Raw genomic sequence first — 11,905 nt, forward strand, 5'->3', positions numbered from 1 at the left:
TCGTCGAACGTGCAGCAGGCTCGCCGAATCGACAGATCCGGCGAGCTGTGCGCACGTTCGGCGCTAGACGGCGGTGGGCAGTGCGCCGCGGGCGGCTTCGTAGGCCGCCCCGACGCGGTACAGCCGGTCGTCGGCCAGGGCCGGCGCCATGATCTGCAGCCCGACCGGCAGGTTGTCGTCCGGTGACAGGCCCGACGGCACCGACATGCCGCAGTGGCCGGCCAGGTTCAGCGGCAGCGTGCACAGGTCGAACAGGTACATCGCCAGCGGGTCGTCGACCTTCTCGCCCAGCCCGAACGCGGTGGTCGGGGTGGTCGGGGTGACCAGCACGTCGACCTTCTCGTACGCGCGATCGAGGTCGCGCGCGATCAGAGTGCGCACCTTCTGGGCCTGGTTGTAGTAGGCGTCGTAATAGCCCGACGACAGCGCGTAGGTGCCGATCATGATGCGGCGCTTGACTTCTGGCCCGAATCCGGCGGCACGCGTGAGCGCCATGACCTCTTCGGCACTGTGGGTGCCGTCGTCGCCGACCCGCAGGCCGTAGCGCATCGCGTCGAAGCGCGCGAGGTTCGACGACACCTCGGACGGCAGGATCAGGTAGTAAGCCGCGAGCGAGTAGTCGAAGTTCGGGCAGTCGACCTCGGTGATCTCGGCGCCGAGCTCGGTCAGCTGGTCCACCGCGGTGTTGAACGACGACAGCACGCCGGGCTGGTAGCCCTCGCCGGTGTGCAGCTGCTTCACCACACCGATCCGGATGCCCTTGAGGTCACCGGCAGCGCCCGCCCGTGCCGCCGCGACCACATCGGGCACGGGAGCGTCGACCGAGGTGGAATCGCGCGGGTCGTGGCCGGCGATCACCTGGTGCAGCAGCGCGGTGTCGAGCACCGTGCGGGCACACGGCCCGCCCTGGTCCAGCGACGACGCGCAGGCGATCAACCCGTACCGCGAGACGGTGCCGTAGGTGGGCTTGACACCGACCGTCGCGGTCAGCGCGGCGGGCTGGCGGATCGAGCCACCGGTGTCGGTGCCGATCGCCAGCGGCGCCTGGAACGCCGCGAGCGCCGCGGCACTACCGCCACCGGAACCGCCCGGCACGCGGTTGACGTCCCACGGGTTGCGGGTCGGGCCGTAGGCCGAGTTCTCGGTCGACGACCCCATGGCGAACTCGTCCATGTTGGTCTTGCCGAGGATCGGAATCCCGGCCGCACGCAGTCGCGCGGTCACGGTCGCGTCGTACGGCGACCGCCAGCCCTCCAGAATCTTCGAGCCGGCCGTGGTCGGCGCGTCGGTGGTGGTGAAAACGTCCTTGAGCGCCAACGGAACACCGGCGAGCGGCGAGGCCAGCGGCTCGCCGGCGGCCACCTGCTTGTCGACGGCGGCGGCAGCGGCCAGGGCCTCCTGGGCACCCACGTGCAGGAAGGCGTGGTAGGTCTCGTCGGTGGCGGCGATCTGGTCCAGGTGCGCCTGGGTGACCTCGGTGGCCGACACGTCGCCGGCGGCGATCTTCTCGCCGAGCGTGGCGGCGTCGAAACGGATCAGGTCGCTCACTCTGCTTCTCCCAAGATGCGGGGCACGGCGAACCGGCCGTCCTCGGCCCGCGGGGCCTCCGCCAGCGCCTGCTCCTGCCCGAGGCTGGCCACCTCGACGTCGGGCCGGGTGATGTTCACCTCTTTGAGCGGATTGCCGGTCGCCTCGATACCGGTGACGTCGACGGCCTGAATCTTGCCGACGTGCGCCAGGATGGCATCGAGCTGGCCTGCGAAACTGTCCAGCTCACCATCGGTCAGGGCGAGCCGGGCCAGATTCGCCAGATGGGCGACATCGTCCCGGGAAATCTTCGACACGTCGAAACAGCCTAGTGGGGAGCCCGATGGGTCCCGCGACGGGGAACGCATCCGTGACACGCGACGCACCTGCACGTCCTGCCATCGCCACGACGCTGTGCCACAGTTGTCGCGTGTCCTCCTATCTGCTGCGGGTGCAGCTCGAAGACCGCCCCGGTAGCCTCGGCTCCCTCGCGGTGGCTCTCGGCTCGGTGGGCGCCGACATCCTGTCGCTCGACGTCGTCGAGCGCGGACCGGGCTACGCCGTCGACGACCTGGTGGTCGAGCTGCCACACGGGTCCATGCCCGACACCCTGATCACCGCCGCGGAGGCGCTCAAGGGCGTGTACGTGGACAGCATTCGGCCCCACACCGGGCTGCTCGAAGCCCACCGCGAACTGGAACTGATCGACCATGTGGCGGCCGCCAAGGGCAAGGCCGCCCGCCTCCAGGTGTTGGCCGACGAAGCACCGCGCGTGCTGCGCGTCGGATGGTGTGTGGTGGTGGCCGGCGGCGCCGAGCCCCGCCGCATCGCCGGCAGCCCGGGTGCGCCCGAGACGCTCGCCTACTCGGCGCCGTGGCTGCCGCTGGAGCATGCCGCTGCCCTGGACGCCACCGGCGACTGGGTGCCGCAGTTCTGGCGGGATATCGACACAACCCTGGCCGCGGCACCGTTGGGCGACCCGTACACCGCGATCATGCTGGGCCGCCCGGGCGGGCCGGCCTTCCGCCCGTCAGAGGTCGCGCGGCTCGGATACCTCGCCGGCATCATCGCGACCATCGTGCGCTGACCGTCTCGTTCGCAGCCACTTCACCTGCGCGAATACGGTCGCGGAAACGCCGAGACTGCTAGCGTGAGCCCACATCTCGCTGGAGGGCACCGTGAGCACATTCCTGATCGTCGTCGGCGTCCTGCTGATGATCGCGGCCATCGTCGTCGTGGTGCTCGCCTTCACCCGGGCCAAGAAACCAGGGACCGCCGGCGCCCGCCAGGATCCGCTGACGGCCGGCGAGATGCCCGTGTTCGGACCGAAGCAGCTCGGTCCCGGCGCGATCGTCGGCTATGGCGGCGTCGACTACGTGGTGCGCGGCTCGGTGACCTACCGCGAAGGGCCGTTCATCTGGTGGGAGCACCTGCTGGAAGGCGGTCAGGGAGAACCGATCTGGTTCAGCGTCGAAGAGGACGAGGGGCGGCTGGAACTCGCGTTCTGGACCAAGCGGCCCGACCTGGCACTGCAGCCCATCGGCCCCCTCACCATCGACGGGGTGCAGTACGACGAGGTCGAGACCGGTGATGCCCAGTACAGCTCCGAGGGCACGACGGGCCTGCCCGCGCACGGCCAGATGAACTACGTCGACTACGCCAGCGCCGGCCGCGCCGCCCTGCTGAGTTTCGAGCAATGGTCACCGAACTCGCCGTGGGAGGTGTCGACCGGCAAGATCATGTCGCCCGGTGAGCTGACGGTGTATCCCGCTCCCCCCGCCGGCTCGTAGGTCAGCGTCATGACCCGGGGCAAGATGCTGATTCTCGCCGGGGTGCTCGCGGTCGCATCGGTGATCTGCCTGGCGATCGGCATCAGCACCGCCCGCACCATTCAGTCGTACGTCAAAGACCGCTATCAGAACGTCGGCTACAACACCTACCGGTGCAGCGGATCGCCGAGCGCCGTCGCCGACGACCTCGCCCGGGCCCATCGACCGGAGGCGCGCGCGACCGATCGCGGCAACTACTACCTGCGCTACAACGACTCCATCGCCATTGTGGGGGCGGGCTCCGGACAGGCGTGCACCGTCCGGCTGGAGAGCCTCAACTCGGGCTACAACCACGGCAGCTACGTATTCCTGGGTCCCGGGTTCAGCCCGGGATCGCCGTCACACAGTTCCGGCGGCAGCTCGGGCGGACCGGGCGGCGTCAAGTGACCACATCAATTCCGAGGAGACCCCGATGAACCTGGCCGCCATCGACTTCGGCACCGTCCACACCGACGCGATCATCCAGAACGTGGTCGCCTCGGTGCTGTACTTCCTCGTGGGAGTGCTGGTGCTGGCCGCCGGCTTCGTCATGGTCGACGTGCTGACGCCGGGCAATCTGCGCCGTCAGGTGTTCGTCGAGCGGCGGCCCAACGCGGTGGCGATCACCGCCGCGATGGATGTCTCGTTGGCCGCCATCGTCATCACCGCGATCCACTCCAGCTCCGACCGTCTCGGGCAAGGCCTGATCGACACGGTCATCTACGGGCTGATCGGCGTCGCGTTGCAGGGCCTGGCGCTGGTGGCCGTGGAGTTGTTGGCGCCCGGCCACTTCCGTAACGACATCAACGCCGAAGAGTTCCACCCCGCGGCGCTGTCCGTCGCGGTGGTGCTGTTGGCGGTCGGCGGTATCAACGCCGCCGCGCTCAGCTGATGGTCGCCGAGGCCGTCGGGGTTCCGGCCGCCCCGGTCGTCGGAACCCGTTGGCGCGCCCTGCTTCTGGCGGCCGTCGCGGCGTGCGCCGCGTGCGGCATCGTCTATGAGCTTGCGCTGCTGACCCTCTCGACGAGTCTCAACGGCGGTGGTGTCGTGTCGACGTCGCTGATCGTGGCTGGCTACGTGGCGGCCCTCGGCGTGGGCGGGCTTTTGGCCAAGGCGCTGCTGGCGCGCGCGGCGATCGGTTTCATCGCGGTGGAGACGGCGCTGGGTGTGGTGGGCGGCCTGTCCGCGACGGTGCTGTACGTGACGTTCGCGTTCCTCGGCGACTCGGATTGGGTGCTCGGCATCGCGACGGCACTCATCGGCGGACTGGTCGGCGCGGAAGTGCCACTGCTGATGACGCTGCTGCAGCGCGGCCGGGTGGCCGGTGCCACCGACGCCGGCCGGGTGCTGGCCAACCTCAATGCCGCCGACTATCTGGGCGCACTGCTGGGTGGGCTGGCGTGGCCGTTCCTGGTGTTGCCATATCTGGGCATGATCCGCGGTGCAGCGGCCACGGGGATGATCAATCTGGCTGCCGCGGCAGTGGTTTCGGTGTTCCTGCTGCGCCGCATCCTGAGCCGGCGGGAGTTCGTCGCCGCGCTGAGCGTCCTGGTGCTCGCGTTCGCGATACTGGCCACGCTGATGGCGTCCGCCGACGGCATCGAGACGACGTCCCGGCAGCGGCTGTACGCCGACCCGATCGTGGCCTACCAGCATTCGGCCTATCAGGAGATCGTGGTGACCCGCCGGGACGGCGACACCCGGCTGTATCTCGATGGCGGACTGCAGTTCTCGACGCGCGACGAATATCGCTACACCGAATCGCTGGTGTACCCGGCGCTGGGGCAGGGCGCGCGTTCGGTGCTGGTGATCGGTGGCGGTGACGGCCTGGCGGCGCGGGAATTGTTGCGCCAGAGGGGCATCGACCGCATCGTCCAGGTCGAGCTCGATCCGGCGGTGGTGGCGGTCGCGCGGACCAAGCTGCGCGACGCGAATGCCGGCGCGCTCGACGATCCCCGCGTTCGGCTGATTCTCGACGACGCCATGACGTGGCTGCGCGTCCCACACCCGGACGCCGTACCGCCGGGCGGGTTCGACGCGGTCATCGTCGACCTGCCCGACCCCGACAACCCGGTGCTCGGCCGGCTGTACTCCACCGAGTTCTACAGCCTCATCGCCCGGGTGCTGGCGCCCCAGGGTCTGCTGGTGGTGCAGTCCGGCAGCCCCTACTCGACGCCGGTCGCGTTCTGGCGCACGGTATCCACCATCGCATCGGCGGGGCTGGCCGTGACGCCGTACCACGTCGAGGTACCGACGTTCGGCGACTGGGGTTTCACGCTGGCCCGTCGCGGTCCCCTGCCGCCCGCGCCGATGGTGCCCAAAGACGCCCCGCCGCTGCGGTTCCTGAACCAGCGGGTGCTCGACGCCGCCACGGTCTTCGCGCCCGACACGGCGCCGCAGCACCTGCCGCCGTCGACGCTCGAGCATCCGCTGATCGTCGACGACATGCGGCGGGGGTACCGCTAAGCCTCCTCGGGGGACGCCTCAGGTTCCGGCCCCTCTTCCAGCAGCCGCCGGAAACCGTCCTCATCGAGGATCGGGACGCCGAGCTCAACAGCCTTGTCGTACTTGGAACCTGGCGCATCACCGGCCACCACGTAGGCGGTCTTCTTCGATACCGAACCGGCTGCCTTGCCGCCGCGGACCAGGATCGCCTCTTTCGCCTCGTCGCGCGAGAACCCCGTCAGCGAGCCGGTCACTACGATCGACAGGCCTTCCAGCGTGCGCTCGATGCTCGCATCGCGTTCGTCGGCCATCCGTACGCCTGCGGCGCGCCACTTGTCGACGATGGCACGGTGCCAGTCGACGGTGAACCAGTCGATCACGGCGGCGGCGATGGTCGGGCCGACGCCCTCGACAGCAGCCAGCCGCTCTTCGGACGCTTCGGTGATCGCTTGCAGGTCACCGAATTCGGCGGCCAGCGCCCGCGCCGCCGTCGGGCCGACGTGCCGGATGGACAACGCCACCAGCACCCGCCACAGCGGCTGCTGCTTGGCCTTGCCGAGATTGGCCAGCAGCCTGGCTCCGTTGGCCGAGAGCTCACCCTTCTGGGTTTTGAACAGGCTGGTGCGCAGCAGGTCGTCTTCGGTGAGGTTGAAGACGTCGCCCTCATCGGTGATGACACCGGCGGCCAGCAGTGCGGTGGCCGCCTCATAGCCGAGGCCCTCGATGTCGAAGGCGCCACGACCCGCGACATGGAACACCCGCTCGCGCAACTGCGCGGGGCATGACCGGGTGTTGGGGCAGCGGATGTCGGCGTCGCCCTCCTTGGACGGCGCCAGCGTGCTGCCGCACTCGGGACATGTTGCGGGCATGACGAATTCACGTTCGGTGCCGTCCCGCAGATCGACGACCGGGCCGAGCACCTCGGGGATGACGTCACCGGCCTTGCGGATCACCACGGTGTCGCCGATCAGGACGCCCTTGCGCTTCACCTCGGTGGCGTTGTGCAGCGTCGCGAGCCCGACGGTCGATCCCGCCACCGTGACGGGCTCCATGTACGCGAACGGCGTGACGCGGCCGGTACGGCCCACGCTGACCCGGATGTCGAGCAGCTTGGTGGTGACTTCCTCGGGCGGATACTTGTACGCGATGGCCCAGCGGGGCGCCCGGCTGGTGGCGCCGAGGCGGCGCTGCAGGGTGCGGTCGTCCAATTTGACCACCAGACCGTCGATTTCGTGATCGACGTCGTGGCGGTGCTCGCCCCAGTACGCGACGCGTTCGGCCACGGCCGCGATGCCGGTGACGCGGGTGGTGTGGTCGGACACCGGCAGGCCCCAGGACTTCAGCGCGCGGTAGGCATCGTGCAGCGACGCCGGCTCGAAGCCTTCGGTGTAGCCCAGACCGTGGCAGATCATGTGCAGCCGGCGGCGCGCGGTGACGGCCGGGTTCTTCTGCCGCAACGACCCGGCGGCGCTGTTGCGCGGATTGGCGAACGGCGCCTTGCCCTCCTCGACGAGGCTGGCATTGAGCGCGGCGAAATCCTCGACGCGGAAGTACACCTCGCCCCGGACCTCCAGCACTGCCGGCACCGGGAATTCGTCGGTGCCGGTCAGCTGCTCGGGGACGTCGGTGATGGTGCGGGCATTGAGCGTGACGTCCTCACCCGTGCGGCCGTCCCCGCGGGTGGCGCCGCGGACCAGCTTGCCGTCGCGGTACACGAGCGCCAGCGCGACGCCGTCGACCTTGAGCTCGCAGAGGTACTCGAGGTCGCGGCCCAACTCGTTGGTGAGCCGCGCGGCCCATGCCGTCAGCTCATCGGTGTTGAAGGCGTTGTCGAGCGACAGCATCCGCTCCAGGTGCTGCGCCTCGCCGAACTCGGTCGCAAACCCGGCACCGCCGACCAGCTGCGTCGGCGAATCCGGCGTCCGCAGCTCGGGGTACGCCTCTTCGAGCTGCTGCAACTGGCCCAGCAGCTTGTCGAACTCACCATCGGAAATGATCGGTGCGTCCTTGACGTAGTAGCGGAACTGGTGGCCGCGAACTTCTTCGGCCAGTTCCTGCCATTGCCGGCGCACGTCGGGGTCGGGTGAGCTCACTCGGTAAGGCTAGCGAAGGGGTACGACGTCAGGCCGCGATGATCCCCGACGCCGGCCCGCACGCCACGAGGACCGTGCACGCGGCCACCGGACTCAGCGGCGCCTGCGGGTCCTCGGTACCAACCAGTGGCGGCAACGGCGGGATGAAGATCGGCACGAGGCTGGCCCCGGTGACCCCGGTCAGCCTGGCGACGACCTGCGCGACGACGTTCGTCGCCGCATACGTCAGGCTGCCGACCAGCTGCACGGGCACGGTCAGCGCCTGTGCCAGCGGGCTGATGACGAAGATGTGCTGTGCCGCGATCGACTCCAGCTGCGCCGTCACCTGCTGAAACGCCTGATTGAGGAAGTAGGGCACGGACGCGGCGACAGTGCGCACACCGAGTTTCAGATCGGTGCCGATGTTCGGGTATCCGTACTTGCCGATCACCTCCAGCACCGCGGCCCGCAATGCCGCGTCGTCGTCGATCGGCGTGACCGTGCTGCCGCCGAGGCCCGTGATGGAGACGCCGTCGGACTTGAGCGACGGCGTACCGCCGAACAACGTCACGACCGTCGGCGTGACGTCGACGATCTGGTACTTCAGGTTGACGCCGCCCGCGGTGAACAGATCCGGGTTGTTGGCGATGACGAAAGTCGATGTCTCGTTGGGTGATTGGAAGCCGTGGCCGAAGCCTTTGCTGTCCTGGTGACCATGGTCGGTGACGACGATGACAGTCCACTCCTCGCCGGTCGCCGCTTCCCAGTCGTCGACCGACTGCATGATCTCGCCGATGTTGCGGTCGACATTCCGCACCGCCTCGGCATATGCCATGGACGCGCCGCCGTAGTTGTGCCCGTTCTCATCGACGCCGACGAAGTAGCTGAACACGAAGTTCGGCTTGCTGGGGTCGGCAGCGGCGATCGCGGCCTCGGTCGCATCGCCGACGGCGTTGTCGGTGAGTGACCAGTTGGAGTCTCCCGCGATGTGCGAGATGTTGACGACGTGGTCGGCGCCGACCGAACCCGACACCGCGAGGGCCGAGATGACGTCCCAGTTCGCGATGGCCGTGGTCTGGATACCCGGATTGAACGTCTCGAGCTGATCGAACACCGTGGGCCACTTGTTGTAGACGGCCGGATTGAAGATGTTGTTGATGACGCCGGTCTTCTCGCCCCAGACGCCGGTCAGAATGGCGGTCCATGACGGATTGCTGATCGTGGTGTGCCCGACGATGCTCGCGGGCGCCGTGGTGCCGCCCTGCATGAGCTGGAAGAAGTTGGCATTGGCCGGATCAGCCAGCACCCGGCTCAGATTGGTGCCGTCGACGCCGATCACCAGCACATTGGGCGTGGTGTCGGCGAGCGTCGAAACCGGCTGTGACGCAACGGCACTGGTGGGCTTGAGCGTCTTGCGTTCCAGTTCGTCGCGCACCGCGGCCAGGGCCACCAGTACCGATGTCGAGCTGAGCGGCGATACCGGCGCCTGAAGCGACCGCAGCGCCCTGGTGAGTTTGGCGATGGGATCTGTCGATACCGCGGCCACCTTGACGGTCGGCTGCTCGCTACTCGCTTGCGGCACGACGGCGGCGGTGACCGTCGGGGTGCCGGCGGTCTTGGCCGGTGCAGCGGCCGTCTGCTGATCCTCGTGTTTGAGGCTGGCGACCCGCGGCGCGGGTTTGGTGCGCTCGGCCGCCGCCGGCTTGTCGCCGGTGGGCTTGTCGGTGGCGGTCTTGTCGGTGGCAGCGGACTTCTCGCGCTTCTTGTCCGGCTTGCCGGCCTGTTCCTCGTTGGCGGGCTTCGACTTCGACTTGGCGGGCTTGCGCTGCTTCTTCGCCTTCTTCGCCGGAGCGTCCGACGACGCGGCTGCCGTCTGGGATGTCTGCGATGTCTGGGGTGTCGTGCCTGCGCCTGCCGTCCCCGTCCCTGAGGTGTCGGCCCAGGCCGGGCAGTCACTCCACCCCGCCAGCGCGGTCCCGATTCCCAGGGCGACCGCCAGTCCCCCGACCCGACCAATGCATCTTCCCGCTGTCATCCGGAATGTATAACGCGCGACAATTATCGACCGCACAGGAATCGCCAACCTGACGCACAGCCATCTCGAAGGTTGGACACCCGCCGCGCCGCCGCGGGTTACCGTGGCAACGTGCCGCATCCGATCATGTTCGACGATGACGACCCCGGCCTGGCAGAGCTGCGCGCGGTCGCGCTGAGCTTCCCCGAGGCCTTCGAGAAAGTGTCGTGGGGCCGGCCGGTGTTCTGCGCGCCCAAGATGTTCGCGATGTACGGCGGCAACTCGAAGACGACGGGCGAGATGGTCGCCTACCCGCATTCACTGCTGGTCAAGGTCGACGAGTCCGACCGCGCAGCACTGGAACAGGATTCGCGCTTCTACTATCCCGCCTACATGGGCCCGTCAGGCTGGCTCGGGCTGGACTTCACCGCGGCGAAAGTCGACTGGGACGAGGTCCGGGAACTGCTCGACGCATCGTTCCGGCTCGTCGCGACCAAGCGATTGATCAAGCTGCTCGACGCGCAATGAGGTAGGCCTGCGGCGTCGATTCGGCGTCATCGGGTTGCCGGACCGTTTCGGCATAGACGCGAAACCCGCTGGTCGACAACAGCTGTGCGACCGCCTCAGGCCTGCGGCGGATGAACGTCAAGTCCACCTGCTCGCCGTCGAAGTCCGTCAGCACCCGCGGCTCATCACCGACCTGAAACGCCAGCAGCAGCACGCCGTCCGGCGCCAGGACCCGGCGGGACTCGGCGAAAACCCGCGGCAGGTGCTCGTCTGGGACATGGATGATCGAGTACCAGGCGCAGAGCCCGCCGACGCTGCCGTCGGCCACTTCGAGGTCGAGCATCGACCCGATGCGGAACTCCAGACCCGGATTGTGCTGCCGCGCCTGCTCGATCATGTTGGGAGACAGATCGATTCCGGTAACATCCAGGTCCGCCGCCGCGAGCGCCGCGGTGGCCACGCCGGTGCCGCACCCCACGTCCAGCACGCGCGGCTTCCCCGTCTTGGTGACCAGTTCGGCAAAGGCATTGATCATGGCGCGGTCCACCGGCCTGTCGTCGAGATGGTTTTGGAAGCGCCTGACGTAGTGCGCGGCCGCACGGTCATAGCCGTCGCGGGTCTTGGCCAGGAAATCGGGCATCGGCCAACGGTACGCGGGCATGCCGACACGGTCGGCCGGACGCGCGGCATCCGCAGCGCGCCGACTTGCCGTATCACCGGGCGCCGTCGACCCCCGGTTAGCTTGCGGGACTGTCGCTTTCGCCGCCCTCGTCATCGCCGCTCTCGGCTGGGTAGAGCGTGGGGTGCCAGTATTGGTTGATCCGTGGTTGGCCGACGTCCAACAGTGGTGGTGGGGTCCAGTGGGCGCGGCCGTTTTGCATGGTGGTGCTCCAACCGCCGGTGTCGGCGAGGCGATTGTCGCAGCCGCAGGCGAGGGCGAGGTTGGTGATGTCGGTGGGGCCATCATCGCGCCAGTCGGTGTCGACGTGATGGGCCTGAGAACGCGAGGCGGGGACGGTGCAGTTGGGTTTGGTGCAGCCCAGGTCGCGGGCGAAGAGGGCGAATCGTTGCGCCACAGTGGCGGTGCGACGCGCTCGGCCCATGTACAGCGGTTGTTCGGTGTGGTCGTCAAAGACGACGAGGTAGTGGTCGGCGCCGCGGGCAGCCATGCGGATGAGATCGCAGATCGGTAACCGGCTGCCGGTGAGGGTGAGTGCGTGGCCGGTGCCGCGCTCCAATTCGGCGACAGTGCAGGTGGCCGCGATGGCGACAGGTAGGCCGTTGTGGTCGCCGAGGTCGGTTCCGAGGGCGATGCGGCCCATGGCGGCGAGGGCGTCGTGGTTGCGTTGGTCGGTGCTGCGGGTGTCGTTGTCGATCTGGGCCTGGGTGGGGATGCCGGACTGGCACGGGGTGGGGTCGGCGGGGTTGCACATGCCGGGGGCGCCGAGTTTGTCTTGGACTGCTTCGAGGGTGGCGCGTGCTTCGGGGTCGAGCCAGCCGTCCACTTTGGACATGCCGTCGGGTTGTTGTTT

General features: G+C 68.5%; 12 protein-coding genes. 6 read left to right on the forward strand and 6 right to left on the reverse strand.

Annotated elements, in window-relative coordinates; all coding sequences use genetic code 11:
- Nucleotides 1–63 precede the first annotated feature (63 nt).
- Both gatA and gatC read right to left on the reverse strand, forming a co-directional pair.
- Complete coding sequence (gene gatA / locus H289_RS0126365) at nucleotides 64–1,548, reverse strand: Asp-tRNA(Asn)/Glu-tRNA(Gln) amidotransferase subunit GatA (protein ID WP_020103854.1); 1,485 nt, start codon at nucleotides 1,546–1,548, stop codon at nucleotides 64–66.
- Nucleotides 1,545–1,844, reverse strand: coding sequence for an Asp-tRNA(Asn)/Glu-tRNA(Gln) amidotransferase subunit GatC (gatC, locus tag H289_RS0126370; protein ID WP_020103855.1), 300 nt, complete (start codon nucleotides 1,842–1,844; stop codon nucleotides 1,545–1,547). Before gatC ends, gatA begins: the two co-directional genes overlap by 4 nt.
- 113 nt (nucleotides 1,845–1,957) lie before the next feature.
- Here gatC and H289_RS0126375 point away from each other — a divergent pair, with 113 nt between their 5' ends.
- From H289_RS0126375 to H289_RS0126395, 5 genes are all read left to right on the forward strand, one after another.
- Nucleotides 1,958–2,614, forward strand: a complete 657-nt coding sequence (locus tag H289_RS0126375) for an ACT domain-containing protein (protein WP_020103856.1) — start codon at nucleotides 1,958–1,960, stop codon at nucleotides 2,612–2,614.
- Nucleotides 2,615–2,705: 91 nt separating this feature from the next.
- Complete coding sequence (locus tag H289_RS0126380) at nucleotides 2,706–3,317, forward strand: DUF4178 domain-containing protein (RefSeq protein WP_020103857.1); 612 nt, start codon at nucleotides 2,706–2,708, stop codon at nucleotides 3,315–3,317.
- 9 nt (nucleotides 3,318–3,326) lie between these two features.
- Nucleotides 3,327–3,743, forward strand: a complete 417-nt coding sequence (locus tag H289_RS0126385; protein WP_020103858.1) for a DUF4247 domain-containing protein — start codon at nucleotides 3,327–3,329, stop codon at nucleotides 3,741–3,743.
- Nucleotides 3,744–3,768: 25 nt separating this feature from the next.
- Entirely contained in the window at nucleotides 3,769–4,227 is a 459-nt protein-coding gene (locus H289_RS0126390; protein WP_020103859.1) for a DUF350 domain-containing protein, read from the forward strand.
- Entirely contained in the window at nucleotides 4,227–5,801 is a 1,575-nt protein-coding gene (locus tag H289_RS0126395) for a polyamine aminopropyltransferase (protein WP_020103860.1), read from the forward strand. The genes H289_RS0126390 and H289_RS0126395 overlap by 1 nt, the downstream gene beginning before the upstream one ends.
- Here H289_RS0126395 and ligA read toward each other — a convergent pair.
- Together ligA and H289_RS31410 are read right to left on the reverse strand one after the other, a co-directional pair.
- Nucleotides 5,798–7,873: an NAD-dependent DNA ligase LigA gene (gene ligA, locus H289_RS0126400; protein ID WP_020103861.1), complete on the reverse strand. Its 2,076-nt coding sequence runs from the start codon at nucleotides 7,871–7,873 to the stop codon at nucleotides 5,798–5,800. The genes H289_RS0126395 and ligA overlap by 4 nt on opposite strands.
- A gap of 28 nt (nucleotides 7,874–7,901) precedes the next feature.
- Nucleotides 7,902–9,887 (reverse strand): alkaline phosphatase family protein, encoded by a 1,986-nt coding sequence (locus tag H289_RS31410; RefSeq protein WP_020103862.1) that lies wholly within the window; start codon nucleotides 9,885–9,887, stop codon nucleotides 7,902–7,904.
- 111 nt (nucleotides 9,888–9,998) lie between these two features.
- Here H289_RS31410 and H289_RS0126410 point away from each other — a divergent pair, with 111 nt between their 5' ends.
- Entirely contained in the window at nucleotides 9,999–10,394 is a 396-nt protein-coding gene (locus H289_RS0126410; protein ID WP_029105782.1) for an MmcQ/YjbR family DNA-binding protein, read from the forward strand.
- On the opposite strand, the gene H289_RS0126415 is transcribed toward H289_RS0126410, so the two are convergent.
- The gene (locus tag H289_RS0126415; protein WP_029105783.1) at nucleotides 10,372–11,013 is read right to left on the reverse strand and encodes a class I SAM-dependent DNA methyltransferase; all 642 of its coding nucleotides are present in this window, start codon (nucleotides 11,011–11,013) and stop codon (nucleotides 10,372–10,374) included. The two genes, H289_RS0126410 and H289_RS0126415, sit on opposite strands and share 23 nt — an antisense overlap.
- A 97-nt stretch (nucleotides 11,014–11,110) precedes the next feature.
- Nucleotides 11,111–11,905: HNH endonuclease signature motif containing protein (locus tag H289_RS31415; protein WP_020103865.1), on the reverse strand; the 795-nt coding region annotated here is incomplete at its 5' end.

Source organism: Mycobacterium sp. 360MFTsu5.1 (assembly GCF_000383495.1).
GTDB lineage: Bacteria > Actinomycetota > Actinomycetes > Mycobacteriales > Mycobacteriaceae > Mycobacterium > Mycobacterium mucogenicum_B.

Excerpts from the sequence above, each read along its gene's own strand:
- H289_RS0126385 (WP_020103858.1), top strand. The coding sequence starts at position 3,327 with ATGACCCGGGGCAAGATGCTGATTCTCGCCGGGGTGCTCGCGGTCGCA.
- H289_RS0126415 (WP_029105783.1), bottom strand. The coding sequence starts at position 11,013 with ATGCCCGATTTCCTGGCCAAGACCCGCGACGGCTATGACCGTGCGGCC.
- H289_RS0126395 (WP_020103860.1), top strand. The coding sequence starts at position 4,227 with ATGGTCGCCGAGGCCGTCGGGGTTCCGGCCGCCCCGGTCGTCGGAACC.
- H289_RS0126390 (WP_020103859.1), top strand. The coding sequence starts at position 3,769 with ATGAACCTGGCCGCCATCGACTTCGGCACCGTCCACACCGACGCGATC.
- H289_RS31410 (WP_020103862.1), bottom strand. The coding sequence starts at position 9,887 with ATGACAGCGGGAAGATGCATTGGTCGGGTCGGGGGACTGGCGGTCGCC.